The sequence below is a fragment of the Aquabacterium sp. genome (genome assembly GCF_029946005.1).
GTDB lineage: Bacteria > Pseudomonadota > Gammaproteobacteria > Burkholderiales > Burkholderiaceae_C > Aquabacterium.
Window position 1 is genome coordinate 73,992 of sequence record NZ_JAQSDR010000040.1, and the last position, 26,550, is coordinate 100,541.

General features: G+C 62.0%; 29 protein-coding genes. 8 read left to right on the forward strand and 21 right to left on the reverse strand.

Annotated features, from left to right (window positions below; translation table 11 throughout):
* Window positions 1-156: 156 nt before the first annotated feature.
* Complete coding sequence (locus PSV38_RS19740) at window positions 157-1,791, reverse strand: ShlB/FhaC/HecB family hemolysin secretion/activation protein (protein WP_300550556.1); 1,635 nt, start codon at window positions 1,789-1,791, stop codon at window positions 157-159.
* 213 nt (window positions 1,792-2,004) lie between these two features.
* On the opposite strand from PSV38_RS19740, the gene chrA reads away from it, so the two are divergent.
* Window positions 2,005-3,357, forward strand: coding sequence for a chromate efflux transporter (gene chrA, locus PSV38_RS19745; protein WP_300550558.1), 1,353 nt, complete (start codon window positions 2,005-2,007; stop codon window positions 3,355-3,357).
* Here chrA and cueR read toward each other — a convergent pair.
* Window positions 3,354-3,755: a Cu(I)-responsive transcriptional regulator gene (gene cueR / locus PSV38_RS19750; protein WP_300550560.1), complete on the reverse strand. Its 402-nt coding sequence runs from the start codon at window positions 3,753-3,755 to the stop codon at window positions 3,354-3,356. The two genes, chrA and cueR, sit on opposite strands and share 4 nt — an antisense overlap.
* Window positions 3,752-5,980 (reverse strand): heavy metal translocating P-type ATPase, encoded by a 2,229-nt coding sequence (locus tag PSV38_RS19755; RefSeq protein WP_300550640.1) that lies wholly within the window; start codon window positions 5,978-5,980, stop codon window positions 3,752-3,754. Before PSV38_RS19755 ends, cueR begins: the two co-directional genes overlap by 4 nt.
* A gap of 153 nt (window positions 5,981-6,133) precedes the next feature.
* Here PSV38_RS19755 and PSV38_RS19760 point away from each other — a divergent pair, with 153 nt between their 5' ends.
* Window positions 6,134-6,325 carry a heavy-metal-associated domain-containing protein gene (locus tag PSV38_RS19760; protein ID WP_300550562.1) on the forward strand — a complete coding sequence of 64 codons (192 nt, stop codon included), beginning with the start codon at window positions 6,134-6,136 and terminating at the stop codon, window positions 6,323-6,325.
* 24 nt (window positions 6,326-6,349) lie between these two features.
* Here the strand turns inward: PSV38_RS19760 and PSV38_RS19765 are convergent, their stop codons facing one another.
* The 4 genes from PSV38_RS19765 to PSV38_RS19780 are packed head-to-tail and all read right to left on the reverse strand — an operon-like array spanning window position 6,350 to window position 9,786.
* Window positions 6,350-6,613 (reverse strand): copper-binding protein, encoded by a 264-nt coding sequence (locus PSV38_RS19765; RefSeq protein WP_300550641.1) that lies wholly within the window; start codon window positions 6,611-6,613, stop codon window positions 6,350-6,352.
* Window positions 6,614-6,658: 45 nt separating this feature from the next.
* The gene (locus tag PSV38_RS19770) at window positions 6,659-8,044 is read right to left on the reverse strand and encodes a multicopper oxidase domain-containing protein (RefSeq protein WP_300550564.1); all 1,386 of its coding nucleotides are present in this window, start codon (window positions 8,042-8,044) and stop codon (window positions 6,659-6,661) included.
* 13 nt (window positions 8,045-8,057) lie between these two features.
* Window positions 8,058-9,431, reverse strand: a complete 1,374-nt coding sequence (locus tag PSV38_RS19775; protein ID WP_300550566.1) for a TolC family protein — start codon at window positions 9,429-9,431, stop codon at window positions 8,058-8,060.
* Between the two features lie 7 nt (window positions 9,432-9,438).
* Window positions 9,439-9,786 carry a hypothetical protein gene (locus tag PSV38_RS19780; RefSeq protein ID WP_300550568.1) on the reverse strand — a complete coding sequence of 116 codons (348 nt, stop codon included), beginning with the start codon at window positions 9,784-9,786 and terminating at the stop codon, window positions 9,439-9,441.
* 275 nt (window positions 9,787-10,061) lie between these two features.
* On the opposite strand from PSV38_RS19780, the gene PSV38_RS19785 reads away from it, so the two are divergent.
* The gene (locus PSV38_RS19785) at window positions 10,062-10,289 is read left to right on the forward strand and encodes a hypothetical protein (RefSeq protein WP_300550569.1); all 228 of its coding nucleotides are present in this window, start codon (window positions 10,062-10,064) and stop codon (window positions 10,287-10,289) included.
* A gap of 147 nt (window positions 10,290-10,436) precedes the next feature.
* On the opposite strand, the gene PSV38_RS19790 is transcribed toward PSV38_RS19785, so the two are convergent.
* A complete protein-coding gene (locus tag PSV38_RS19790; protein WP_300550571.1) occupies window positions 10,437-11,306 on the reverse strand; it encodes an MBL fold metallo-hydrolase in 870 nt (289 codons plus the stop codon).
* 78 nt (window positions 11,307-11,384) lie between these two features.
* Between PSV38_RS19790 and PSV38_RS19795 the strand changes: the two genes are divergently transcribed.
* From PSV38_RS19795 to PSV38_RS19805, 3 genes are read left to right on the forward strand one after another with little or no spacing between them, the layout of a single operon-like run.
* A complete protein-coding gene (locus PSV38_RS19795; RefSeq protein ID WP_300550573.1) occupies window positions 11,385-11,789 on the forward strand; it encodes a metalloregulator ArsR/SmtB family transcription factor in 405 nt (134 codons plus the stop codon).
* Window positions 11,786-12,172, forward strand: coding sequence for a TIGR01244 family sulfur transferase (locus PSV38_RS19800; protein ID WP_300550575.1), 387 nt, complete (start codon window positions 11,786-11,788; stop codon window positions 12,170-12,172). The genes PSV38_RS19795 and PSV38_RS19800 overlap by 4 nt, the downstream gene beginning before the upstream one ends.
* Window positions 12,169-12,357 (forward strand): DUF2892 domain-containing protein, encoded by a 189-nt coding sequence (locus tag PSV38_RS19805; protein WP_300550577.1) that lies wholly within the window; start codon window positions 12,169-12,171, stop codon window positions 12,355-12,357. The genes PSV38_RS19800 and PSV38_RS19805 overlap by 4 nt, the downstream gene beginning before the upstream one ends.
* 30 nt (window positions 12,358-12,387) lie before the next feature.
* On the opposite strand, the gene PSV38_RS19810 is transcribed toward PSV38_RS19805, so the two are convergent.
* Genes PSV38_RS19810 through cydP form a run of 5 tightly spaced genes read right to left on the reverse strand, consistent with a single transcriptional unit; the run spans window position 12,388 to window position 15,722 of the window.
* Complete coding sequence (locus tag PSV38_RS19810) at window positions 12,388-12,690, reverse strand: cyd operon YbgE family protein (RefSeq protein WP_300550578.1); 303 nt, start codon at window positions 12,688-12,690, stop codon at window positions 12,388-12,390.
* Window positions 12,687-12,803 (reverse strand): cytochrome bd-I oxidase subunit CydX, encoded by a 117-nt coding sequence (gene cydX / locus PSV38_RS19815; RefSeq protein WP_300550580.1) that lies wholly within the window; start codon window positions 12,801-12,803, stop codon window positions 12,687-12,689. The genes PSV38_RS19810 and cydX overlap by 4 nt, the downstream gene beginning before the upstream one ends.
* Window positions 12,804-12,820: 17 nt before the next feature.
* Window positions 12,821-13,957: a cytochrome d ubiquinol oxidase subunit II gene (cydB, locus tag PSV38_RS19820; RefSeq protein WP_300550582.1), complete on the reverse strand. Its 1,137-nt coding sequence runs from the start codon at window positions 13,955-13,957 to the stop codon at window positions 12,821-12,823.
* Between the two features lie 23 nt (window positions 13,958-13,980).
* A complete protein-coding gene (locus PSV38_RS19825; RefSeq protein ID WP_300550584.1) occupies window positions 13,981-15,549 on the reverse strand; it encodes a cytochrome ubiquinol oxidase subunit I in 1,569 nt (522 codons plus the stop codon).
* On the reverse strand, window positions 15,546-15,722 hold the full coding sequence (gene cydP, locus PSV38_RS19830; protein WP_300550586.1) for a cytochrome oxidase putative small subunit CydP: 177 nt from the start codon (window positions 15,720-15,722) through the stop codon (window positions 15,546-15,548). Before cydP ends, PSV38_RS19825 begins: the two co-directional genes overlap by 4 nt.
* 162 nt (window positions 15,723-15,884) lie before the next feature.
* On the opposite strand from cydP, the gene PSV38_RS19835 reads away from it, so the two are divergent.
* Window positions 15,885-17,243 carry a sigma-54-dependent Fis family transcriptional regulator gene (locus tag PSV38_RS19835; RefSeq protein WP_300550588.1) on the forward strand — a complete coding sequence of 453 codons (1,359 nt, stop codon included), beginning with the start codon at window positions 15,885-15,887 and terminating at the stop codon, window positions 17,241-17,243.
* 31 nt (window positions 17,244-17,274) lie between these two features.
* Here PSV38_RS19835 and PSV38_RS19840 read toward each other — a convergent pair whose 3' ends face one another.
* From PSV38_RS19840 to PSV38_RS19865, 6 genes are all read right to left on the reverse strand, one after another.
* A complete protein-coding gene (locus tag PSV38_RS19840; RefSeq protein ID WP_300550590.1) occupies window positions 17,275-18,546 on the reverse strand; it encodes an FAD/NAD(P)-binding oxidoreductase in 1,272 nt (423 codons plus the stop codon).
* A gap of 73 nt (window positions 18,547-18,619) precedes the next feature.
* Window positions 18,620-20,014 carry a TolC family outer membrane protein gene (locus tag PSV38_RS19845; RefSeq protein WP_300550592.1) on the reverse strand — a complete coding sequence of 465 codons (1,395 nt, stop codon included), beginning with the start codon at window positions 20,012-20,014 and terminating at the stop codon, window positions 18,620-18,622.
* Between the two features lie 2 nt (window positions 20,015-20,016).
* Window positions 20,017-20,457 carry a thioredoxin TrxC gene (gene trxC / locus PSV38_RS19850; protein ID WP_300550594.1) on the reverse strand — a complete coding sequence of 147 codons (441 nt, stop codon included), beginning with the start codon at window positions 20,455-20,457 and terminating at the stop codon, window positions 20,017-20,019.
* 16 nt (window positions 20,458-20,473) lie between these two features.
* Window positions 20,474-20,683: a DUF2892 domain-containing protein gene (locus tag PSV38_RS19855; RefSeq protein WP_300550595.1), complete on the reverse strand. Its 210-nt coding sequence runs from the start codon at window positions 20,681-20,683 to the stop codon at window positions 20,474-20,476.
* Window positions 20,684-20,714: 31 nt separating this feature from the next.
* Complete coding sequence (locus PSV38_RS19860; RefSeq protein ID WP_300550596.1) at window positions 20,715-23,999, reverse strand: efflux RND transporter permease subunit; 3,285 nt, start codon at window positions 23,997-23,999, stop codon at window positions 20,715-20,717.
* Between the two features lie 24 nt (window positions 24,000-24,023).
* A complete protein-coding gene (locus PSV38_RS19865; protein WP_300550597.1) occupies window positions 24,024-25,124 on the reverse strand; it encodes an efflux RND transporter periplasmic adaptor subunit in 1,101 nt (366 codons plus the stop codon).
* Window positions 25,125-25,242: 118 nt separating this feature from the next.
* On the opposite strand from PSV38_RS19865, the gene PSV38_RS19870 reads away from it, so the two are divergent.
* Complete coding sequence (locus tag PSV38_RS19870; protein WP_300550598.1) at window positions 25,243-25,608, forward strand: metalloregulator ArsR/SmtB family transcription factor; 366 nt, start codon at window positions 25,243-25,245, stop codon at window positions 25,606-25,608.
* Between the two features lie 23 nt (window positions 25,609-25,631).
* Here PSV38_RS19870 and PSV38_RS19875 read toward each other — a convergent pair whose 3' ends face one another.
* The gene (locus PSV38_RS19875) at window positions 25,632-26,156 is read right to left on the reverse strand and encodes a YetF domain-containing protein (protein ID WP_300550600.1); all 525 of its coding nucleotides are present in this window, start codon (window positions 26,154-26,156) and stop codon (window positions 25,632-25,634) included.
* A 9-nt stretch (window positions 26,157-26,165) separates the two neighbouring features.
* Window positions 26,166-26,546 carry a hypothetical protein gene (locus PSV38_RS19880; RefSeq protein ID WP_300550602.1) on the reverse strand — a complete coding sequence of 127 codons (381 nt, stop codon included), beginning with the start codon at window positions 26,544-26,546 and terminating at the stop codon, window positions 26,166-26,168.
* Window positions 26,547-26,550: the final 4 nt, after the last annotated feature.

Here is a 26,550-nt window from a genome sequence, read left to right on the forward strand (position 1 = left end):
GACTGGAAACTGCCCTTCAGTGGGAGACGACGCCTGCGCCCAGATCGTGGAACACAAAGTGGCACACCACACCGCCAAAGCAGCCCGAACCAGGTGATGTGGGGTGCAAGAGAATGCTGATCGATTGGTCATATGGATTGCCTCAAGCTTTCAAGCTCAGAAGTTCTTGGTCAGCACGGCATTGGCGCGCGGCTGGTGGGTATTGTTGTCGGCCAGCGGCTCACCAGTGGCACGCCACGCCAAGTTCAGGCGTAACGCGAAATCACTGGGCCGCGCCCAGATCATGCCCAAGCCATAACCACTGAGGTTGCGGCTGGTCGAGGCCGACTCTGAGTTGCGCGCCAGTTTGGCATGGCCCCAATCGTAGAAAGTGCTGAATGCCAATTCATGCGCAAAGCGACCAAACCAGGCCTCGGGCGGCAAAAAGCGCAATTCGGTGGTCACCACATGGGCAGTATCACCCGCAGCTTCGCCAGGCGCAAAAGCACGAACGCCCGTGGGCCCGCCCACCGCGAAGCGTTCGGTGGCGTCCAAGGTGGTCCCGGCAATCTGGCCTTTGTAGCGTGCATAGAGTTGCAAACGGCCGCTCACCAGGTTTTGCAGGCGTGAATAGCCCAGACTGGCCTTGCCAAAATTGGTTTTCAGGCCAGCGGTCGTGGTGTCGGCCACATCGAACTTCATTCGGCCTTGCAGCCAGCTGAGCTCGTACGTGTTGACCCCGCCATTCAGCCAGTTGTCGCGGAAGTCCCCGACCACGCCCAGCTGCACGTCGTCACTGGTCTTGCGGGAAGACACACCATCTTCCTGGTCGTCAAATCGCTTGTTTTCATAGCTCAGCAAGCTGAACACGTTGAGGTTGCGCGAACGCACCACCGGGTACAGGGCAAAGCCGCTGGTCGCGACGACGGTGCCGGTCAGGTCCGAGGAAACATATTCCTTGTCCAGCTCGTAGCGCACTGTCGACAGGGCCGCGCCCAACTTCAAGCCATTCGCACCGACCGGCGACACGTAGCTCACGCCGGCAAACGCCAGGCCTCCACTGAGAGAACTCAGGGCATTGACCGACACGGCATCACCACGCCCGGTGGGACTGGCCACGGTCACCCCGCCACTGACGCGACCCATGCCGGTGTAGCGTGACCCCAAAGAGTCCAGCTCGGCGCGGCCGCTGACGCGGGCTTCGGCGGTGGGCGTCACGATCAGCGAAGCGGTGCCAGGATCGCGACCTTCGCCAATCTCGAAGCGCGAGCGGACACCTTGCAGATCGTTGAGCAGAAAAACGACCCGCTCAACGTCTTTCACGCGAATGACCTCGCCTGATTTCAAGGCGGCAAGGTAGCTTTCAAGCACGTCGCGGCGCACTGGCATGGCAGTGTCAGGCCAGTTCAGTTGCACTTGGTCAAGGCGTCCTTCGAGCACCGCGATGTGCACGACGCTATCTTTGGCTTGCTGTTCCGGCAGGTAGGCAAAGCCAACGTAGTAGCCCAGTTCGCGCTGCATGTACAAGGTCACGGCCGCCGTGGCGTTCACCAGGTCTTCATAACCACGCCCCTTGCCGGTGAAAGGAGCGGTGATGGCTGCCAGCCTCGCAGCTGAAGCCTCAGGCAGCCCATCGACCTGATAGGCGCTCACGTCCAGGGCCATGTCTTCTTCAGGCTTGCCCAATTCGCGCAGAGGCGCTGTGGACGAGGCAGCAGCAGATGGCGTGACGGACTGAGCCCAGGCCCCGCCGGTGGCCAGCAAGATGGCCGCAGCGGCCAGGACTTTCAAATTCAAAGACGCAAAACGCACGGCAACAATCCCTTTTGAAATGGTGATTTCGCAAGGCTGCGTGGGCTCAAGGCACCGCAGTCCTCCGAGCACCCGTGAGGCCGGCTGATGGTATATCAACCCCCATTCAATTGACAGACGCCACCAGAAAACACAACGGTTGATGGATTCGTGGTCTTGACATTGCGCTGTCACCGAACTTCGCCTGAGCACGATGCACGTCTAGACTTCAGCATGCCCGACGCTCACAACACCGCGACCACCACACGCCCTGCGCCCGTCACCTTCTGGGAAGCTTTTCGTTTCTGGCTCAAGCTGGGCTTCATCAGCTTTGGCGGGCCCGCCGGGCAGATCGCGATCATGCACACCGAGCTGGTCGAGCGCCGCCGCTGGATCAGCGAGAAACGTTTCCTGCACGCGCTGAACTACTGCATGGTGTTGCCCGGCCCGGAGGCCCAGCAACTGGCGACCTACATCGGCTGGCTGATGCACCGCACCTGGGGGGGCATCGTGGCTGGCGCTTTGTTCGTGCTGCCTTCGCTGTTCATCCTGGGCGTCTTGTCATGGGTTTATGTGGCGTTCGGGCAGGTGCCGGTGGTGGCGGGCATCTTCTACGGCATCAAACCCGCGGTGACCGCCCTGGTCGTTCACGCGGCGCACCGCATCGGCACGCGTGCATTGAAGAACGGCTGGCTGTGGGGCATTGCGGTGGCCTCCTTCGTGGCCATCTTTGCGCTGGAAGCACCCTTCCCCTTGATTGTGCTGATCGCCGCGTTCATCGGGCATGTGGGAGGCCGGATGGCACCGCAGATTTTTGTGGTGGGCGGTGGTCATGGCACGATTCAGCAAGCCTATGGGCCCGCGCTGATTGATGACGACACGCCGACTCCTGGGCATGCGCGATTCGCCAAAAGCCACCTGGTCAAAGTGCTGATCATTGGCTTGGGTTTGTGGGCTGGCGCCATGGCATGGCTGTTACTCACCCATGGCATGAACGGCACGCTCACGCAAATGGGCTGGTTCTTCACCAAGGCCGCCCTGCTGACCTTTGGCGGCGCCTATGCGGTGCTGCCTTATGTTTACCAAGGCGCGGTGGAGCACTACCACTGGCTGACGGGCCCTCAGATGATTGACGGGCTGGCCCTCGGCGAGACCACGCCCGGACCGCTGATCATGGTGGTGGCCTTTGTCGGATTTGTGGGTGCCTGGACGCAGCAGGTGTTCGGGCCCGATGCCCTGATGCTGGCTGGCGCGGTGGCCGCGACCGTGGTGACCTTCTTCACCTTCCTGCCCTCTTTCATCTTCATCCTGGCGGGCGGGCCTTTGATCGAATCGACCCATGGCCAGCTGAAGTTCACCGCACCGTTGACGGCGATCACGGCAGCCGTGGTCGGGGTGATCCTGAACCTGGCGATGTTCTTTGCGTACCACGTGCTGTGGCCGCTTGGCCTGAGTGGGCGCTTCGATGGGGTGTCGGCCTTGATCGCGTTGGGCGCCGCGGCGGCCTTGTTCCGCTTCAAACTGGGCGTCATGACCTTGCTGGGCCTGTGCGCCGTCCTTGGCCTGGCCATCACCTGGCTGCGCTAGTCGGCCAATTCGTCCAGGATGGGGCAGTCGGGCCGACTGTCACCCTGGCAGCACTGTGCCAGGCGCTCCAGGGTGTGTTTCATCTCGGCCATCTCGCGCATGCGCCGGTCCAGGTCGGCCACATGGGCCAGGGCAATGCGTTTGACATCGGCGCTGGAGCGCTTGCGGTTTTGCCAGAGCTTCAGCAGTTCGGCCACTTCGGGCATGCCAAACCCCAGTTGCCGCGAGTGCTTGATGAAGCGCAAGGTGTGCACCTCGCGCTCGCCATATTGTCGGTACCCGGCTTGCGTTCTCGCCACCTTGGGCAACAAGCCCAGGGATTCGTAGTACCTCACCATCTTGGCCGAGACACCCGACTGCGCGGCAGCCTGGCCGATGTTCATGGGTTCCGCAGTCATGTCGAGCTGCCTGTCCAACGGCGCAGCATCAGGGCGTTGGTGACCACGCTCACGCTGCTGAAGGCCATGGCCGCACCGGCGATCACGGGGTTGAGCAGGCCCATCGCGGCCAGCGGGATGCCCACCAGGTTGTAGACAAACGCCCAGAACAGGTTCTGGCGGATCTTGGCGTAAGTGCGCCGAGAGATGTCGATGGCATCGAACACCAAGGCCGGGTCGCCCCGCATCAGGGTGATGCCTGCGGCGTGCATGGCCACGTCGGTGCCGGTGGACATGGCAATGCCCACGTCAGCAGCAGCAAGGGCCGGGGCATCGTTGATGCCATCGCCGACCATGGCCACACGCAGGCCAGAAGCCTTCAGTTCGCCCACGATGGACGCCTTGTCTTCAGGCAAGACTTCGGCGCGGATCTCGTCAATACCCAGTTGCCGGCCCACGGCCTGGGCACTGCCCCGGTTATCACCGCTGAGCATCACCGTGCGCACGCCATGCTCGTGCAGGCGCGAAATCGCTCGTGCGGCCGAGGCCTTGACCGTGTCGCCAAAGGCCAGCAGGCCCCGCAGCAGTGGCTGGTCCGGGTTGGTGACATCGGCGACCCAGGACACCGTCCGCCCTTGCTCTTGCAACTGCTCGGCCCGCGCTTGCAGCATGCGAAGCTCAACGCCCAGTTCTTGCATCAGCCGGGTGCTGCCCAACCTCAAGTCGCGCCCGCTCACCTGGGCGGCCACTCCTCGACCGGCCAGCGCCCTGACGTCTTGCGCAGCGACCAATGGCAGCCCCTCGTCTTGCGCAGCTTGCAGCACAGCGTGGGCCAACGGGTGCTCGCTGCCCGCCTGGATGGCCGCGCTGTCGGCCAGGAGTTCGGCCGGGCTGCCATTGGCCGCCTCAAATGCCACCAATCGAGGCTTGCCTTCCGTGAGGGTACCTGTCTTGTCAAAGGCGACCAGCTTGACCGCGTGCGCCACCTCCAAAGCCTCGGCATCTTTGATGAGGATGCCATGGCGTGCCGCCACGCCGGTACCGGCCATGATGGCCGTGGGCGTGGCCAAGCCCAAGGCGCAGGGGCAGGCGATGACCAGTACGGCCACGGCGTTCAAGATCGCGTTTTCCCACTGGCCCGCACCCAAACCCCAGGCCATCAATGTGATGAAGGCAATGCCGATCACCACGGGCACGAAGACCGCACTGACCTGGTCTACCAGGCGCTGGATGGGGGCCTTCTTGGCCTGCGCAGACTCGACCAGACGGACGATGCGGGCCAGCGTGGACTCCGCGCCCACCGCCACGGTGCGCACCAGCAGCAAGCCCTGCCCGTTGACCGAACCTCCGGTGACCAGGTCACCCTCGTGCTTGGCCACCGGCAGGCTTTCACCGGTGATCAGCGACTCGTCGACCTCGCTGCTGCCTTCGGTCACCTCACCATCCACAGGCACGCGCTCGCCGGGGCGGATGACCACGACATCGTTCACCCGAACCCGAGCCACGGGGAGTTCAAGGTCTTGCCCATCGCGGCGCACGCGAGCCGTCTCTGGACGCAAGGCGTTGAGCGCCCGGATGGCTTCGGTGGTCTGGTGTTTGGCACGCGCCTCCAGCCACTTGCCCAGCATGACCAAGGTGATCACCACGGCCGAAGCCTCAAAGTACAAGTGGGGCATGTCGTGCCCGCCATGGCGCAACAGCATGTACAGACTCAAACCGTAGCCTGCCGAAGTGCCCAAGGCCACCAGCAAATCCATGTTGCCCGAACCTGCCCGCAAGGCTTTCCAGCCCGCGATGTAGAAGCGCGCACCCAACCAGAACTGAACGGGTGTGGCCAAGGCCAGTTGCAGCCAACCGTTCAGCATCCAGTGCTCGCCCACCAGCATCCCGATCATTGGCAACACCAAGGGCGCTGACAGCGCTGCGGCGACAGCAATGGGCCACCAATCGGGCGCCCATGGCCGCGCGGCGGCAACTTCCGGCTCGCCCGCCAAGTCGACAGGGTGAGCGGTGTAGCCTGCTTTTTCGACCGCGGCCACCAAGGTCGGCAGGTTCACATCGCCTTCATTGGCCTGGACCGTGGCCATTTCAGTGGCCAGATTGACCTGGGCCGACATCACACCAGGCACCTTGCTCAAAGCTTTTTCGACACGCCCGACACAGGAGGCGCAAGTCATGCCTTCAATCGCCATCGTCCACTCCTGCAATGGCGTGGCGGAGGCTGCGGCAATCGGGGTCGCATTCATGGCACGGTCTTTCTTCAAATCATCCATGGACCAAGTCTGCAGCTTCCCACAATGGGAAGGTCAACAAGCTGGTGATCAATCCCCTACAGTTGACCTTACCATCATGGTAAGCCTGACAGTTTGTGCCTGATCAACCCATTCCGAGGATCCCTCATGTTTGAATTCCAAGTTCCAGCCGTGTCCTGCGGCCATTGCGTGAAGGCCGTGACCGAGGCCGTTCAATCGTTGGACGACCAGGCGAAAGTGCAGGTTGACCTGGCTCAACACCGGGTCACCGTCGAGACCTCACAAGAGCGGCAGGCCATCGTCGATGCCTTGGCGGAGGCGGGCTACCCTGTCGAATGACCCCAACAGCCCTCCAGGCCAAGCTCAGGGGGCGGGCTTGATCTCGGTGACCACCAGGGCGCCATCCTGTTTCTCGACATGGAACTTCACAGCGTCACCGGGCTTGACCTTGTTCAGCAAGGCCTCGTCCTTGACCTGAAACACCATGGTCATGCCGGGCATGTCCAGGTTTTTGATCTCGCCATGTTTGATCGTGATTTTCTTGATTGACTTGTCGATCTTGCGGATCACGCCCTCGGACATGACTGGGTCTGCCATGGCCAGGTTGGCGCCAAAGGCCAGGGCCATGATCAGGGCCGAGGCAAGCTGTTGCAGTTTCATGAAGGCTCCTTTTCAGTGACCTGTGTGGCCAGTGGGTTTGCGAACTGACATTTCAAGCTGGGCGGGCGCAGCCTTGTCGACCTGGCGGGCAGGCTGTGCCAGCGGACCAGTCCATTCGTAGGCCACCGAACCGGCTGGGGGCTTGAACCAGCCCGGGTCCTTGTAGTCACCCGCTTTCTGGTCCTTGCGCACCTTGACCATCGAGAACATCCCCCCCATTTCGACCGAACCGTGTGGCCCCTGCCCCGTCATCATGGGCACGGTGTTGTCAGGCAAAGGCATCTCCATTTCAGCCATGTCGGCCATGCCCCGCTCGCCCATCACCATGTAGTCTGGAATCAACTGGGTGATGCGACGCGACACATCCTGGTGGTCAACTCCGATCATCGTGGGGATGTCATGACCCATGGCATTCATGGTGTGGTGGCTCTTGTGGCAATGGAAAGCCCAGTCGCCCTCTTCATCGGCCACGAACTCCAGTTGCCGCATCTGGCCCACGGCCACATCCGTGGTCACCTCGTGCCAGCGCGTGGACTTGGGCGTGGGGCCGCCATCGGTGCCGGTGATCATGAACTCGTGCCCATGCAGGTGAATGGGGTGGTTGGTCATGGTCAGGTTGCCAATGCGGATGCGCACCTTGTCGTGCTGGCGCGCCACCAGCGGGTCAATGCCAGGGAAGACTCGGCTGTTCCAGCTCCACAGGTTCTGATCCAGCATGGTCATGATCTTGGGGGTGTAGCTCCCCGGCTCAATGTCGTACGAGTTCAGCAGGAAGCAATAGTCGCGCTGCACTTCGTCGATCAAGGGATGCTTGCCTTTGGGGTGGGTGACCCAGAAACCCATCATGCCCATGGCCATCTGCGTCATCTCGTCGGCATGGGGGTGGTACATGAAGGTGCCCGGGCGCCGGGCCACAAACTCGTAGACAAAGGTCTTGCCAGGCTTGATGGCGGGCTGGGTCAAGCCGCCGACGCCATCCATGCCATTGGGCAGGCGCTGGCCATGCCAGTGCATGGTTGTGTGTTCAGGCAGCTTGTTGGTGACAAAGATGCGCACCTTGTCGCCTTCCACCACCTCGATCGTGGGGCCGGGCGACTGGCCGTTGTAGCCCCACAAGTGGGCCTTCATGCCTGGCGCCATTTCGCGCACCACGGGCTCGGCCACGAGGTGAAACTCTTTCACGCCCTGGTTCATCCGCCAGGGCAAGGTCCAACCGTTGAGCGTGACCACGGGGTTGTAGGGGCGGCCAGTGGATGGCAGCAGCGGCGCCATGGTGTCGGGCGAGGTTTGGATGACCGGCTCGGGCAAGGCCGCCATGGCCACCCGGCTGACGGTGGCGGCTGCCACCGCCCCACCAGTCAAGCCCAGGGCTTGAAGAAAACTTCTTCTGGAACTCATGAGTGTCTCCAAATCAAGGATGGACAGGCTTGCCAATCAAAGCCATTTGCAGGTCGCTTTGAGCCAGCCAGAAATCTCGCAAAGCGTCGATGTAACCATTGACCGCCGTGATCTGCTCGCGGGCATCGGCCAACAGGTCGAACACACTGATGAACATGCCGTTGTAGCGAAGCTGGTTCTCTTCCGAGATGCGCTTTCGCAGTGGCACGACCTCGTCTCGGTAGTGGCGGACCAGGTCATGGCTGCTGCGGTAGCCCAGGTAGGCCTCGCGCACTTCGGAGCGCGCCTCAACCGCAGCTTGGGCCAATTGGTTGACCGACTGCATGTAGATGGCCTCGGACTTGGCCACACGGGCGCCGCCCCAATCGAACAGCGGGATCTCCAGGCTGATGTCATAGCCACGCTCGGTGGTGGGCGCATCGTTGAAGGAGTTGCGGGTGGCCCCCACCTCCAGCACATTGACCACCCGGGTCACTTTGCTCAAGCCCAAGTTTTTGGCCAAGCCTTGGGTCTGGGACCGCAAGGCTTGAAGGTCCAGCCTTTGGCCCATGGCTTGCCGCTCGATGTCGGGGAATTCATCTGCCGACTTGGGCAACTCGGGCAGGCGAGGCGGCAGCGAAAACTTGGTTTGATCGCCCCACAGGCCCATCAAACGGGTCAGGCGTTCACGCGCCGCCAATCGGGCTTGCGTGGCTTTGGCCACGTTGAGCGCGGCATCGGCGCAAAAACCTTGCTCGCGGGCATGGTCAAGGCGGCTCCAGTTGCCAGCCTGGACCATCCGGGCGGCCAACTCTTCGCCCGCATCGGCGGCCTTGAGCACCTCTTGCATGTAGCGCAAAGACTCGTCAGCGGCCACGGCCATGAACCAGGCCTTGCGTGTTTGAGACGCCAACGAAAGCGTCTCTTGCGCCGCCAGGCCGCGGGTTTGTTCAAAACGCCGCGTCTCGATCCCCGACACCAACGGGGCCAAGAGCAAGCGAGTCAGGTCGAAATGGAAACCACGGTCGATCTCGGTCTCGGCACCCCGTTTAGAGCGTCCGAAAGAAAGCCGCGGATTGGGCAGCCGAGAAGCCTGGACAAGGTCAGCTTCAGAGATGCCCAGCTCAGCGTACGAGGCCTGCAAGCCCCGGTTGTTGAGCAATGCCACCTGAACCGCGTCATCAACCGACAAAGGCTTGGCCAGGAGTTCCGCCACGCGCTGCCGCGCGGCGCTGGCCTCAGCATCGGTCTTGTGCCAAGCGGCATCCAGACCGATGCGACTTTTGGTGATTTGCTGAACTTCGCCAAACCCGCCATCGGCGGAGAAGCTGGCGCAGCCTCCCAGCACCAGGGCAGACGCTGCCAGCACCGTCCCAGCCAGGCGCTTGCTTGTCATGAACATCGTCATGGCTGCCTCACTTGTTTGAATGTGAATGCCCGGCGTGCGGGTCGGGTTTGGGCGAAGCCCCAGGCGGTGAAGACGCGGCGCGCTCGGGCGGCATGGCGGCTTCTCGCGCGTATCCGCGCCACCCGCCTCGGCTCAGAACCGTTTGATGGGCCTGGCGCCAATCACTCACCGCAGGGTCGCTCAGTGGGCGAACCCCGGCCAAGGGTGACTGGTAGACCACGGGGGGCACGGTGGCTTGGGGGTCGGTGGGATCAGCCGCGACGGGCTCGGCTTGAACCGGCGCGCTCAGCATCATGGCCGCACCCAACAGGGCGGCCACCACCGACCAGGCAGACGCCTGGGATGAAATCAACATGGGAAACCTCGCAAAACAAGACTTGAAGCAGCCGAGCGAACGCCTTAACAGGCGCCGTGCACGGCGTCAGGCGGTCAAGCGAGGACAAATCTGGGCGGTCGATCCAGCCCGTCTGGCTGAAAAGAGGGCAACAGAGGCCTGAAGGTGGCCACTAAGACGGCATGCTCGTGAGAGGGCGCCAGCCACTGGGCGAAAGTGGCCACCATGCCCAGGCCCGAGCAACAAGAGGCACAGACACTGCACTTGTCGGCACTGGGTTGGTGCTGGGGCGCGGCGTGATCGCCACTGCCATCGTGCTGGGCGTGATGCTCATGCATGTCGTGCGCTGCACTCACGGGGTGATGATGCGCCGACCCACAAGACAGCCTCGTCACCGCCGCCATGCCCTGAACAGGGAGCGACAGAACGCAAAGCCAGACGAGGAGGATCTTGAGCAACTTGGTCATTCAGCCTTGATTATTGCAGCGCTTGCCCTGGGCTGCAACGTCTGTCGGTTTCTTTGAGCAAGTGGCGAACTCATCGAAAAAACCCGCATGCGCCCCACCATGGCCTCGACTTGGCCACTCAAAGGCTCTGGGCTCCGTTTGAATTTCGCGAGGCGCTGCTGCTGCGTCAGTGTCACGGAGACTTGGCGGTCAAACATGGTCGCCTCAGAGTGCGTTGAGGGGGAGCTTGAGGTAAGTCGTGCCATTGGCCTCAGGCGGCGGCAAGTGCCCCGCGCGCACGTTGACCTGGATGGACGGCAAGATCAGTTTGGGCATGGCCAGGGTGGCATCCTTGGCCTGGCGAAGCGCCACGAATTCAGCCTCGGTCACGCCATCACGGATGTGGATGTTGTGGGCTCGTTGCAATGCCACAGTGCTCATGACCTGCGTGGGGCGGTCCACCGGCGGGTAGTCATGGCACATGAACAGCCGCGTCTCGCCAGGCAGTGCCAGGAGTCGCTGCACCGACCGGTACAACTCGTGGGCATCACCCCCCGGGAAATCACAGCGGGCGGTGCCCACATCAGGCGGGAAAAGCGTGTCGCCCACGAACACTGCGTCACCGATGCAATAGGCCAGGTCGGCGGGCGTGTGCCCTGGCACATGCCACGCAGTCGCGGTCAGGGCACCGATGGCAAAGGTCTCACCATCGTCAAAGAGGTGATCAAACTGCGCCCCATCGGTGGTGAATTCCACCTCGAGGTTGAACAAGGACTTGAACACCTTCTGCACACGCTGGATGGCACGGCCAATGGCGATGCGTCCACCCACCCGCGACTGAATGTAGGGCGCCGAGGACAGGTGATCCGCATGCGCATGCGTCTCCAGGATCCAATCAATGGTGAGGCTTTGCCCTTGAACAAAGGCGATCACGGCATCAGCCGACCCATGGGAAATCCGGCCGCTGCTCTGATCGAAGTTGAGCACAGGATCCACGATGGCCCCGTGGCCACTCGGTTGATCGAAAACGACGTGTGTGAAGGTGCTCGTGGCTTCGTCAAAAAAGGATTGAACCCGAGTTGGTGTGGCGTTCATGTTGATGTCACTGGATGACCTTGCTGCGTTGCAATGACTTTATTGACAAATAATATACATGTCAACATAATCTAAATTATGAATGTGATTAACCCGACCAGGCCAAGCCAACGGCTGCCCAGACCTGACCTTGCTGCACTGCAGATCTCGGCCGAGAAGGCTTGTGCTCTCCTCAAAGTGCTGGCCAATGCAGACCGCCTGGTGCTCTTGTGCCGTCTGGCACAAGGCGAGTTCTGCGTCGGCGAACTGGAAGAGGACCTGGGCATTCGCCAGCCCACCCTTTCACAGCAACTGACGGTGTTGCGCACTGAAAGCCTGGTAGACACGCGCCGCCAGGGCAAGCACATCTATTACCGGCTGATCAGTGAAGACGCAGAAGCCGTGATGCAGGTTTTGCACAGCCGCCTGTGTGGTGCCGCGCTGCCGCAGCCCTCGCCGTCGCTCGACATGCCCCCTCAACGCAAAGCAAGGAACAAGACATGACATTGAGCGTCCCCACCACGGCCTTGTGCCCCGAGTTCACTGTGTGCGGTCAAATTTCTGTCGCCGACGTTGCGGTGTTTGCCAAACAGGGTTACCGGAGCATCATCAACAACCGACCCGATGGCGAAGGCGGCCCGGATCAACCCCGAAGCGCCGACATTGAAGCCGCTGCCAAAGCCCACGGGATGCGCTATGTGCACTACCCCGTGCCCAGCCCCATGCTGAGCGCCGACCAAATTGAGGCCTACCGCCAAGCCTGCGCCGACCTGCCCCACCCCGTGGTGGCATTTTGCAAATCAGGCGGTCGGGCCAGCGCCTTCTTTCAGGCATGCGGCGGCCAAGTCGGCTGTGGCATCACTTTCAAACCAAGGACATCATCATGAAATCAAATGTTGGCAGCATCGACCGCATGGTCCGCATCGGCGCGGGCTTGGCACTCATCGCGCTGGCGGCCACCGGCACCGTCGGCATGTGGGGCTGGATTGGCGTGGTGCCCCTGGCCACAGGGCTGATCGGATGGTGCCCGGCTTATTTGCCCTTCGGCATCTCGTCGTGCAAGGTCAGGTGACGCTTGAGCATCGGCACTGATCGACTGGCTTCAATGCAAGCACTTTAGGCACGCTGCGGCAAGCAAAGCCGCCGCACAGGCCCAGCCAGAAAACAGCACCCGCCACAGCACGTGGCGTGGCACAAATCCGATCCCGCGAACGAAGCCTGCCGCCATGGCCATGAACAGGGCCATGGCCAGGCCATGGTCGGCATGGCCTGCCGCATTGACCATCAAGGGCGGATACACCGTGCCCACCAGCATGATGGTCAGGCCCACCAGCAAGCTGGGCAAGTGCGTGGGCGTTGGCGTGCGAGTGGGCTTGACCATCATGGCGTGCGCTGATTTTTTCATTGCTGATCTCGGAGGCTGTTCGCCCTCGCCTCTTCGCTTTCACCCCACATGGCGTTGAGGATGGCCAGCAACACGGCAAAGCCGACGCCCAAAATCCAAGCGAAATACCACATGGTTTTACTCCTTTGGCTCAGTAAGCCGTGTGTTCGTTGGCCTGGATCTGCGCGACCGTGACCTTGCCACGCATCACGCGGTAAGCCCAGGAGGTGTAGACCAGGATCAGTGGCATGAAGATCAAGGTGGCCCAGAACATGATGCCCAGCGTGAGGTGGCTGGACACGCTGTCCCACACCGTCAGGCTGGCGTTGGGCGTGCTGCTGGAGGGCATGATGAAAGGGAACATGCTGGCGCCAGCCGTGCCGATCACCCCCACGATGGCCAAAGCCGAAGCGACAAAAGCACTCAGAGTGCGACGGGCCAGCAAGAGCCCGGCTGCCAGCAAGGCCCCCACCACCCCAAGTGCAGGCAAAGCCCACATGAGCGGTTCACGCGCATAGTTGGCCATCCAGGCACCGGCTTCCCGCACCACGGTTTTGTTCAGTGGATCAGGCAAGGCGTTCATGTCGATGGCCGAGGTGATCTTGTAACCATCGATGCCCTGAAGCCACACCCCTGCCCCAACAAAAGCCAGCGCCATGATGAGGGCCGCGCCCACCGCCCCCTTGATGGCGCGTGACTGAATGACACCCTCGGTGCGGTGCGCCAAGTAGGCACCTCCGTGCATGGTGATCATGGCAGTGCTGACCACACCAGTGAGCAAGGCGAAGGGGTTGAGCAGTTGCCAGAAGCTGCCGGTGTAGGTCGACACCATGTAGTCGTCGAAGCTGAAGGGCACGCCTTGCAGCAGGTTGCCAAACGCCACGCCAAAGATCAGTGGCGGCACCGCCCCACCCACGAACAGCCCCCAGTCCCAGGTGCTGCGCCAAGTGGCGTTGTGGACCTTGCTGCGGTAATCAAAGCCCACCGGCCGAAAAAACAGCGCCCACAATACCGCCAGCATGGCCCAGTAGAAGCCACTGAAAGCCGTGGCATAAACCAGTGGCCATGCCGCAAAGATCGCACCGCCCCCGGTGATGAACCAGACTTGGTTGCCATCCCAATGGGGGCCGACGGTGTTGATGACCACGCGACGCTCCAGGTCGCTCTTGCCCACGAAGGGCAGCAAGGTGCCCACGCCCATGTCGTGGCCGTCCATGATGGCAAAGCCGATGAGCAACACGCCCACCAGCAGCCACCAGATGATTTTGAGGGTTGGGTAGTCCAACATGATGATCTCCTTGTGTTGCTGACTCAGGCGTGTGCCGTGGTGGGCGCGGCTTCGTGCTCATACCGCCCTGTACCCAAACTGCCAGGCCCCATGCGTGCGAACTTGACCATCAGGTACATCTCGACCACCAGCAAGACGGTGTAGAAACCGACGAAGCCTGCCAATGAGCCATACAGGCTGTTGACGCTGAGGGTGGACACGCTCAGGTGGGTGGGCAAGACACCGTAGATCGTCCAGGGTTGGCGGCCATACTCGGCCACGAACCAGCCCAACTCGCAGGCCAACCAGGGTGTCGGCAGCATCCAAAGGGCCGCCTTGAGCAACCAGGGCTTCTTGGCCCAAGCCGACTTGAGCGTGCTCCAAAAGGCCAGGGCAAACAGGACCAGCATGGCAAAGCCCAAGCCCACCATGGCGCGAAAGGCCCAGAACATCGGGGTCACGCGGGGCACGGTGCTGTCCACGGCCTTCTGGATCATCTCCGGCGTGGCCTGGTTCACATCGACCACATACTTTTTAAGCAGCAGGCCAAAGCCAAGGTCGGCCTGGTATCGCGCCAGGGTGTCGCGCGCCAAGGTGTCGTCGCGGTGCTTGCGCAAGGTCTCCAAGGCATTGACAGCCACGATGCCACGGATGATGCGCTCTCGGTTCTTGGCTTTGATGTCATGGATACCAGGGATCTCTTTGCTGATGGAGCGCGTGCCAATCAGGCCCATGAGCCAAGGCACCTCGATCTCCCAGTCGTTCTTCTGAGCGCTCTCGTTGATGCTGGCTACCAAGGTCAACGGTGCAGGCGCTGGCTTGGTTTCCCACATGGCCTCCAGCGCGGCCATCTTGGTTTGCTGGGCCTCACCCACGGTGTAGCCCGACTCGTCTCCCAGCACGATCACACTCAGCACCGAGGCCAGGCCAAAGGCCGAGGCCACACGGAAGCTGCGCTTGGCGAACTCGATGTCGCGCCCCTTGAGCAGGTACCAACTGGAGATGGACAGCACGAACATGGCCCCGGTCACATAGCCCGCAGAGACCGTGTGCACGAACTTCGCCTGCGCGACCGGGTTGAAGACCACGGCCCAAAAATCAACCATTTCCATGCGCATGGTCTGGTAGCTGAACTCGGCCCCGACCGGGTTTTGCATCCATCCGTTGGCGATCAGGATCCACAAGGCCGACAGGTTGGTGCCCACCGCCATGAGCAGAGTCACCATCAAATGCTGTGTGCGGCTAAGGCGATCCCACCCAAAGAAGAACAGCCCGATGAAAGTCGACTCCAGGAAGAAGGCCATCAGCCCCTCAATGGCCAGGGGGGCACCAAAGATGTCGCCCACATAGTGAGAGTAATAAGCCCAGTTGGTGCCGAATTGGAATTCAAGCGTGATGCCGGTGGTCACGCCCAGCGCAAAGTTGATCCCGAAAAGCTTGCCCCAGAACCGGGTCATGTCCTTCCAGACCACCTTGCCGGTCATGACATAGACGCTCTCCATGATCACCAGCAGCCAGACCATGCCGATGGTCAAGGGCACGAATAGAAAGTGGTACATGGCGGTCGCGGCAAACTGCAGCCGCGAGAGGTCGACCAGTTGTTCTGATATCACTTGGGAACTCCTTGAGAAATGGCTTGACCGCCGAGTTGCGCCGCCACACTGTCGGTGTCCGCGCTCACGCGGGCGTCACGAACGAAAATCCACCACAGCAGCGCCAGCACCACGAGCTTGATCAGCACAGCAGTGGCAAGGTGGCGCACCAGGCGTCGTTCATCAGGGGTCATGCTCCTTTCAACACACATTCCGTGCCAGGGCAAAAGGCAGGATAAAGTATTTAAAATCAATTACTTACAGGCGCATACCGGAACCGTCAGTGCCATAAAGGCAGCTCGCTATGCGCCACTTTGGCAGTCATGCCAGAATGGCAGCAAGATTCCGAGGTTGCCATGTCAAATGCCCTGCCTGAGTTGAAGTGCTACCTGGAGTCGCTGCCAGAGCCGCACATCCTGTTTGACGACCGCTATCGGATCCTGGCGGCCAATGCGGCCTACCTGCGGCAGTTCGGCACGCAAGCCTCAGTGATCGGCAGAACGTGTTATGAGGTTTCCCACCACTTTCAGGCACCTTGCGATCAAAGTGGTGAAAGCTGCCCGATGGCGATGGCCAGGGCCTCTGGGCAACGCGAGCGCGTTCTGCACCTGCACCACACGCCCAAGGGCGAGGCTTACGTCAACATTGAACTGGTGCCGCTGAGCAATGCCCAAGGGCAACAGGTTTATTTCATCGAAAAGATGGAAGCCTTGAACGTGGCCAAGGGCACGCCCGTCTCCGAGGGCCTGGTCGGGCGCTCCGTGGCGTTTCGAGACATGCTGGAGTTGGCCACGCGTGTCGGGCCCTCCAATGCCAGCGTGCTGCTCTTGGGTGAATCGGGCACGGGCAAGGAGCTGGTGGCCCGGGCCGTGCATGAGGCCAGCAAGCGTGCCCAGTCGCCGCTGGTCGTGGTCGAGTGCGCCAGCTTGAGCGAATCCCTGTTTGAAAGCGAACTTTTTGGCCACGAGCGTGGCGCCTTCACCGGCGCCAACACGGCCAAGGCGGGCCTGGTCGAGGCCGCCAGTGGCGGCACCCTTTTCCTGGACGAAGTCGGCGACATCCCCCTGAGCATGCAAGTCAAATTGCTTCGGCTGCTGGAGAGTGGCACTTACCGCCGGGTGGGCAGCACGGAACTGAGGCGGAGCGACATCCGTGTCATCGCGGCCACGCACCGCGACCTGCAGGCGATGGTGGCTTCAGGTCTTTTCAGGGAAGACCTTTACTACCGCCTGAGCACCTTCCCCATTGGGCTGCCGCCCTTGAGGGCGCGCGCCGATGACATCCCCCTGCTGGCCAAAGCCCTGCTGACACGGGTGGCCCATGGCCGCAGGCTGAGTCTGTCTCAAGCTGCGCTGGACCGATTGTCCGCCTACCCCTTCCCGGGCAACATCCGGGAGTTGCGCAATGTGTTGGAGCGCGCCACCTTGCTGTGTGATGGCGACGTGGTCGGCCTTCAGCACATCGAAAAATCGCTGAGCACCGACGCACGAAACGCCTTGTCTGCCCGGGCATCAAGCCAAGGAACGGCGTCACTCGTCAGCGCAGCACCTTCGTCGGCTGCTGGCGAAACCCGCTCACTGCGCGAGGTAGAAACCGATCTGTTGATGGCTCACCTGCGAAACCACCAAGGCAGCAGAGCCGAGCTCGCGTCAAAACTGGGTATCAGCACCAGGTCGCTGTACCGCAAGCTCAAAGCCCTCGGTCAGGCGGACTGAGCCGACAGAAGGCTGGCTTCACCGCGCCCCTCTATTTTTCGAGGCGCTCGATCCCTAAGGCTTTCAGCACGTACTTTTCGTACACAGGCTCGGATTTGCCGGTCTTCATTTTGTGCATGAAGTATTTCTCGAAGGCCACCTTGGCCAGGTGCACCCACTTGCCCTTTTTGAACCAGTTCACATTGCGCGGCGGGATCTGAGGCAGCGCCACAAAGGCCGCACCGGTGTCGCCCATGTCGGCCAGACATATCGCATTCCAGGTGGCTCTGGCGTGCGGTGCCTCACCGGCCAGCTCGGCTGCGATGTTTTCGACGATGGCCGTGACCATGGTCTCGATCATGTACCCCGTCTTGGGCGCACCGGTGGGCACCGGTGTTGGCTCAATGGGCGGGATCGCCACGCAAACCCCCGCCGAGTAGATGTTGGGGTATTTGGGGCTGCGCTGATGGGCATCGATCAACACAAACCCCCGCGGATTGCACAGGCCCTCAACATTGGCGACGGCTTCCACCCCCTTGAAGGCGGGGATCATCATTGAAAATTTGAACGGAAGTTGGTGCTCTTTGAACACCTCGCCACGCTCGTCCAGCTGGGTCACATGCATGACGCCGCCTTCAACCTTGGTCACCTTGGCGTTGGTGATCCACTTGATGTCGTTGTTGCGGAACTCCGACTCCAGCATGCTCTTGGAGTCTCCCACTCCGCCCAAGCCCATGTGTCCCACGTAAGGCTCCGGGGTCACGAAGGTCATGGGGACCTTGTTGCGCAACTTGCGACGACGCAGGTCCGTGTTCACGATGAAGCTGAATTCGTAAGCAGGGCCGAAGCAGCTGGCGCTGGGCATGGCGCCCATTACCACAGGGCCCGGGTCTTCCAGGAAGCGCTGGTAGCTGTCCCAGGTTTTCTCGGCATGGTCGATGGTGCAGATCGAGTGGGTGTGGCCTGCGGGGCCGGCACCTGCCACTTCGTCAAAGGCCAACTTGGGGCCCGTGGTGATGACCAGGTAGTCGTAGCGCAACTGATCGCCATTGGCGAAGGTGAGCATGTTGCCTGCGGCGTCAATCTGGCTGACCGACTGGGCGACAAACTCAATGCCCTTTCGCGCCAGATAGGGCCGGATCTCGAACGTGGTCTCGTCGCGCTTGCGCCAACCCACCGCCACCCAGGGGTTGGATGGCACGAACTGAAAGGTTTCACTGGCATTGACCACCGTGATGCGGTGTTCGGCGCCCAGCTTGTTGCGCAACTCATAGGCGGCGGGCATGCCACCTGTACCTGCGCCCAATACAACGATGTGCTTCATGGTGTGTCTCCTCAGCCCCGACTCGGGAAGGCCGCTTGCCCCGGGGTTGAGGCAAGTGGTATGGATCAAGCCATCACGGCAAGCTCCGCTCTGCAAACGATTGGTTCACATCGCGCAATACAGCCTCGTCCAGGCCACCAGCAGCGGCAGCCAGGCGTAGTCGCCCCAGCAGCACCGCATGGCGGGCTTGCTGCAAAGTCACGTCAACCGTGTGCAGCTCTCTTTCGGCATCCAGCATGTCCAGCACCGTGCGATCGCCCACCTCAAAGCCCGTGCGGCTGGCGTCCAGCCGCTTGCCTGCAGACAATCTCGCCTGCTCCAGGGCTCGCAAGCGTGCCACCCCTGTGCTGACAGCCAACCAGGCCGAGCGGGTCTGTCGGCCCACCTCAAGCCGAACCGCTTCACTGCGTGACTGGGCTTGGTCGGCCAAGGCCAGGGACTCTCGCTCTTTCGATGAACGCATGCCGCCGGTGAACAAAGGCACGTTGAGTTGAACGCCCAGCCAACGCACGCCAGAATTGCCCTTGGCGCCGTCAGACCCGTTTGCATAGGGGCCGCTCCCCTGTATCCGGTCCTCGCTGGCCCGCGCCACCAGGTCCAAGGTGGCCCCTGCCACCGCGCCATGTCGCGTCACATCGGCTCGTGCCAGATCGGCCGCCAGGCGTGCCTGAAGCACATGGGGGTTGTCAGTTTGAGCACGCCCAAGCCACTCGTCCAATGGCGCGAGTGCTGGCCCAAGGTACGAAGATTCAGGCAGATCGACCGCTTGCTCCGCAGGCAGGCCTGTCATGTCAACGTAAGCGTCATCGCTCATGGCCAAGGCGTCTTGTGCGGCAAGAACCTGAGCCGCCACCATGTCGCGCCGGGCCTGGGCGTCGTGGACGGCGGTTACCGGCACGCCACCCGTTTGGAAGCGCTCCTTGGCCTCGCCCAGCGCTCGCTGGGAAGCAGCTTGTTCGCTCTGCGCGGCTTTCAAGCCCACGCGCGCGGCCAGCACGTCAAAGTGAACTTGGCTCACCTTCAGGATCAGTTCCTGCTGCGCTTGATGCCACGCGACATCAGCCAATTGGGCCTGCAAGTCCAACTGCTTGGACGACGCAGAGCGGTCGGCATTGATCAAGGGTTGTTGAAGCATCAGGCTCCAACCCTGTGCCCTGCCCCCATCCACATGGGTTTTGAACGCCACGTCTGACGATTCGCCAAAGCCCGGTGCGTCGAAGCCCGCCCCTTGGGTGCTGGTGGTCTGAGATGCCCAACCGAGGTTCGCTGCGGCCATGACGGTGGGTCGCCACAAGGCCTTGGCCTGATCGGCCTTGCTCACCCCAGCGGCCCGTCCCGCACGGGCGGCGGCGTAGGCGGGATCGTGGGCAGCCGCTGCGCGCCAATCAACCAGCAGATCCTGACCGGCCTGTGCGCCACAGGCAGCCATCAGCATACCGGCGTTCAAGGCCACATGACGAAAGCGCATGGTCAAGCTCCCTTGTTGGCCAAGGCCAGTTGGGTGTCCACCCACTGGAGCAACTGAGGCCCCGACATGGCGCCTGATGCGCGGGCGATCTCGTCGCCCCCTAGGAACAAGGCGATGGTGGGGATGCTGCGCACGCGGTGACGCATCGAGGCCTTGGGAGAGGCATCGCTGTCCACCTTGACGAAGCGAACCCCGGGCCGTTGCTCCGCCGCCTGCGCGAAGTGCGGCGCGAACGCTTTGCACGGGCCACACCATTCGGCCCAGAAATCCACCAGCACAGGTGCCTCGGTCTTGGCCAGGTAGGCAGGCAAGCGGTCGTCACCAAGTGCCACAGGCTTGGCCGGGGCCACCTCGGCACCGCAGCGGCCACACACCGGTTGTTCGCTCAGTCGGGCTGGGGGCACGCGGTTGGTGGCGCCACATTCAGGGCAGACAATGTGCATGTTGTGCTCCTTAAGATCAATCAGCGGCACGCAAGCCGAGCTTGCGCAGGATGCGTTCCATCAGGCACCAGCGCGTGAGGCCGCTTTGCAGCAAGTTGATGCCCACGAAGGCGGTGAACCACAACCACATCGGGCTTTGGAACAGGGGGCTACCCTGCGCGCCCAATGCCAGGGACAGGAGAATGAAGGCGCCAGCGATGACGCGGGTAAGTTGCCAGGAAGTCATGGTCGTTTCCTCTGAAAAAAATGGGTGCGGCTCAAGCACCGTGCTCATGCCGGTAGGTGCGGAAGTACAGCAAGGGAATGACGACAAGGGTCAGCATGGTGGACACCAAGATCCCGAAAATCAGGGAAATGGCCAGGCCGTTGAAGATGGGGTCGTCCAGGATGAAGAAAGCCCCCGCCATGGCGGCCAGCCCCGTCAGCGCGATGGGCTGGGCACGGGTGGCCGCAGATCGGATCACCGCCTCACCAAAGGCCACGCCCTCGCGCACCTGCAGCTCGATGAAGTCGACCAGCAAGATGGAGTTGCGCACGATGATGCCAGCCAGCGCGATCATGCCGATCATCGACGTGGCGGTGAATTGGGCGCCCAGCAAAGCGTGGCCTGGCATGACGCCGATGATGGTCAAGGGGATGGGCGCCATGATGATCAAAGGTGTTCGGTAGGAACCGAACTGCGCCACCACCAAGAGGTAGATCAGGATGAGGCCCACGCCGTAGGCGGCACCCATGTCGCGGAAGGTCTCGTAGGTGATCTGTGATTCGCCATCCCACTTCAGGGACACCGCACGGTAAGGGTCGGTGGGCTGCGTGGTGAAGAACTCCTGGATGTGCCCTCCGGCCACCTCCAGCTTGGCAATGGCAGGACGCATGCCCGCCAGGCCGTACAGCGGGCTGTCCAGGCCCTGCACGACACCCGTTTTCGCATCGGGCACACCGGCCATGTCGGCGACCACCATGTTCACGGGCAGCAAATCCTTGTGCCAGATGGGCTGGTCTTGCGTGGTCTGCACGGTGCGCACGAGTTCGGCAATGGGCACGAGGGCGCCACTGCTCGATCGCACGGACAGCTTCAACATCTCGCTGGTGTCGCCTTGGGTGCTCACCGGCAGGCTCAAGTGCAGCGGCACGGGGTACTTGGACTGGTTGTGGAGGTAACTCACATCCTCGCCCGCCAAGCTCGCCCTCAAGGTGCTAACAATGGCCGCCTGGGGCACCCCCAACATGGCGGCCTTCTCGCGGTCCACCACCAACAGCTGCTTGGGCGCGGTGGCAATGTCAGACGAGTCCACATCGACGATGCCCGGTGTGGCGTCGAACACGCCGCGCACCGCACGCGCAGCGGCAAGCCGGGCAGCGTCACTGGGGCCATAGATCTCAGCCACGATGGGCGACATCACTGGCGGGCCAGGCGGCACTTCCACCACCTTGACACGGCCACCACTGGCAACGGCGATCTTGTGCAACGCAGGCCTGACCCGCATGGCGATGGCGTGGCTTTGCGCGCTGCGGTCATGCTTGTCCACCAGGTTGACCTGGATGTCGCCCACCTCGCCCCCAGTGCGCAAGTCGTATTGGCGCACCAAGCCATTGAAGTTGATGGGGGCGGCGGTGCCGACGTAGACCTGCCAGTCGCTCACCTCAGGCACCTTGGCCAGTTCGGCCGACATGGCCTGCAAGACGCTGGCCGTGCGCTCCAGGGGCGTGCCAGCAGGCATGTCGAGCACCACCTGGAACTCGGACTTGTTGTCAAAGGGCAGCATCTTGAGCACCACCAGTTGCCCCACCGGCAGCGACACCGACAAGACAATCAGGCCCAGGATGCCCAGCCACAACTTGATGCGGTTGGCGTGGCCCTTTTGCTTGTCGAGAAACGGCTTGAACAGGGTGGTGAAAAACGGCAGCAACTTGGCGGTCAGGCCGCCTCCGCCATGCCCCTCATGCTGAGGAGCTGCGCTGACCTTCAACCAGCGGTTGGACAACCAAGGCGTCAAGATGAAGGCGATGGCCAGCGAGATCAACATGCCCATGGAGGCATTGATGGGGATGGGGCTCATGTAAGGCCCCATCAGGCCGCTCACAAAGGCCATGGGCAGCAAGGCCGCGATCACGGTCAAAGTGGCCAGGATGGTGGGGCCGCCCACTTCATCGACGGCCGCGGGGATGATCTCCAGCAACGGCCGCCCCGGCTTGAGCAGCATGTGGCGGTGGATGTTCTCCACCACCACGATGGCGTCATCGACCAGGATGCCGATGGAAAAGATCAGCGCAAACAGCGACACCCGGTTGAGCGTGAAGCCCCAGGCCCAGGAGGCGAACAAGGTGGCCGTGAGCGTCAGCGCCACCGCGATGCCCACGATGGCCGCCTCACGGCGCCCCAGGGCAATGAACACCAGCCCGACGACCGAGGCCGTCGCAAACAGCAGCTTCTGAATGAGCTTCTTGGCCTTGTCGTTGGCCGTTTCACCATAGTTGCGCGTGACGCTGACCTCGACGTCGGCGGGCACCACGGTGTTGCGCAATTCGGCCACGCGCGCGATCACGGCCTGCGCCACGTCCACCGCGTTCTCACCTGATTTTTTGGTGATGGTCATCGTGACGGCATCGGTCTCCAGCGGCGCCCCCGATTCGCTGCGCTGGCCAAACCACACATGGCGTGCTGGAGGCAAGGCCCCATCGCTCACACGCGCCACATCCCGCAGGTAAACGGGGCGGCCATGGCGTGCGGCGACCACCAAGCCGGCCACCTCATCGGCATTGGACAGGAAAGGACCCGATTCGATGGCCACGGACTGGTTTTCGGCGATGGTCTCGCCCAGAGGCAAGCCCAAGTTAGCCGATTGCAACACGCCGCGCAGGTCTGCCACGGTGACGCCTGACGAGCGCATCCGCCCCGCGTCCAGTTCAACGCGGATCGCGCGGCCTGGTCCACCCAGAGTACTCACGTCGCGGGTGCCAGGCACGCGCTTGAGTTCAGCCTCCATGGCGTGGGCAACACGCTCCAGGTCGTAGGCACTGGGCGCCTCGTTATTGGCCTTGGCCGCGCCATGCAGGGTCAAGGAGACGATGGGCACATCGTCGATGCCCTTGGGGCGAATGATGGGCTCACCCACGCCCAATTGAGGCGGCAGCCAATCGCGGTGCGCTGCCACCGTGTCATGCAGGCGAACAATGGCCTCGGTGCGCGACACGCCCACCTTGAACTGCACGGTGAGCACGGCCACGCCGGGGCGCGACACCGACACCACATGCTCGACGCCCGGCATGCGAGAAAACACCTGTTCCGCTGGCCCGGCCACAGACTGCTCGACCTGCTTGGGCGAGGCGCCAGGAAACGGCACGATGACATTGGCCATCGTCACGTCGATCTGGGGCTCTTCCTCGCGTGGCGTCACCATGACGGCAAAAATTCCCAAGAGCAAGGCCACCAAGGCCAGCAAGGGCGTGATGCGTGCCGTCAGGAAAAATGCGGCAATGCGGCCAGACACGCCCAAGCGAAGGGGTGCGCGGTCATCAGGATCAGGATTCGAATGTGTCATGGGGATGTCCGTTCTGCCGGGGGCTCAGCGCAAGGCCGCTTGGGCTGCGGCCACTGGATCAACAGCCACCCTCTCTCCGGGCTGCAAACCGGAGAGCACCTCGGTTTGCGCGCCCGACGAGCGGCCCAGGCGAACCTGGCGCAGCCGTGCCTCGCCTTGGGTGGTCACCACGTACACCGACGTCAATTCTCCGCGCTCCACCACCGAGGCCGTGGGCACCATCAATTGCCCCCTGGGGGCGAGACCTTCTGTTCTTGCTTTGAGCGGCAAACTCACCTTCGCGAACTGCCCCGGCAAAAGCGGGGGCACCGGGCCCGCGATGTCGATGCGCACCGTGGCACTGTGGGTGCTTGCATCCAGCGACGGCAGCACTGTGGTGCGCACCCCCAAGAGCTGGCGCGGGCCATCCATCTCGTTGGGCAGCTCAATCTCGGCGGGCTTGGTGACATCCAGCGAAGAGGCGACCGACTCCGGCACCTGAACCGCCAGTCGCAACGCGGCAGGGTCATACACCGCCAGCAAGGGCACGCCTGGCAAGGCCATGTCACCCGCGCTCACGTTGACCTGCGAAATCCATCCCGCAAAGGGGGCTCGGATCGTGAAGTAAGCGGACTGCACCGATGCGCCTGAAGCCTGAGCACTCAAAGCTCGGGCTTGCGCCTCAACGGCTTTGTATTGAGCCTGCGCGTGGTCCAAGGCAGCCTTGCTGAGGTATTCCTTCTTGTAGAGCTGCTGCGCACGTTCATGGTCACCCTTTGCTGCCAGCAGCATGGCCTGCGCCTGTGCGAGTTGCGCTTGGCTGCCCATGACTTGCTGGGCAGCCGCGCTTTGATCCAGCCGCACCACAACCTGGCCCGCTTGCACGCGGTCGCCCGCTTTGACCAACACTTCAATGATGCGGCCCGGAACCTGACTGGACAAACGGGCGTCACGGACGGCCTCAACCGTGGCATCTGCCAAATAGGCCCCCTGCCCCGCCACCCGCTGGACGGTAACCGTCTTCAGCGCGGCCCCTGGATCAGCCGCAGCAACCCAAGATGATGCCCCCAAGGAACACGCCACAACGCTCAGCAAACGCCCCAAGGCCATCCATGACGAAGGAATTCTGTTTTGGGATGCGTTCATGCCTGCTTCTCCTTGCCTACGAAATCATTTATCAATACTATATCGCCATGTAGCTATGCACGCAAGTCAGGATGGGATTATGATTTCGACCAGTTGGACAAACCGGGTTGGAACGACGATGGAAGCCTTGGACGATCGCGCGTTGGAGCATGTGGCGGACTACTTCCGAGCACTGGCAGAGCCTTTGCGGCTGAAGTTGCTCAATGCCTTGCGGGACGGCCCGCTGAACGTGGGTGAACTCACCTCATTGCTGGGCTGCAGCCAGGCCAATGTGTCCAAGCACTTGGCGCTGCTGGCGAAGCTGGGGCTGGTGTCTCGCGAGTCCAAAGGCACCAGCGTCTACTACCAGATCGCAGACCCTCGCACCTACCAACTCTGCGATTTGGTGTGCGGTCAAATCGCCCAGCGGTTGATTGAGCAAGTTCAGGGCATGGGTGGCTTTGGCGTTAACCGAAGCCCCCTGAAGAAGCACCGCCGACCTTAAAGGTCGCCCCCCAGCTTGGGATCTCAGCGCAAAGGTTCTTCAGCACGCCGAGGGGCTTGGTTGTCATACCGTATGACGCTGATGTGGCCGTCGCCCTCCATGTAGGCATGGCGAACCAGTTTCACATCGTCAACGCCTTGCTTTCTCAGTTCACTCATCAAGTCATCCTGACCGAGAAACTCCTTGCGCAGATTCCGCTTAAGCACCTGTCCATGCCGGATCAATGGCAGCTTGGGAGGCTCGAGCAAGAGGTGAATCAGCTTGAAGCGGAAGGCCGCCCAGTCCAACAGGTAGTTCCAGCCAACAATGGTGGACACCAGCAACATGCCGTCGGCGATGGACTTGTAGTCGCCCGCCATCGCGTTTTGCGAGGCATCGGCCACGATGACCAGCAACAACACGTCTGAGATGGCGATCGAACCGACATCCCTCCTCAGCAAGAACCGGAAAATGAGGAAGAGGAACCAATACATGGCGGACCCGCGGATCAGAAGCTCCAGCGGCGACATGGTGAAGGTGAAGAGTTGGATGATTTCGTCAGCGCTCATGGCTTGGACCTACGCGTTAGAGGGTTCATTGCGGGCACGAACTCCTCTCCACAATTCGTTGAGGTAGGGGATGAGGGGGAACACCGTGGCAGCGGCCAACAATGCGGCAATGTAGATAGCCGAAAGCGACTCTGACTTGAGCGCGATGTCGAAACGGGCCGACTCGATGCCCAGACCAAACAAGGCCAGAAACTGAGACTCTTTCAACAGCGACACCATGACAATGCACATGAGTGGCAACAGCTCCAGAAAGCTGTGCACATGCTGCTCGCCGGGGCTGACCAAGCGCTTGCTGACGGCGTAGGTCACGTCCCACAAAGCGGTGGCTTCGTGAACGAAGAAGGCCGTGATCATCAAGCCGATCACCAGCGCATTGACTTCCAGAAGCACCGCG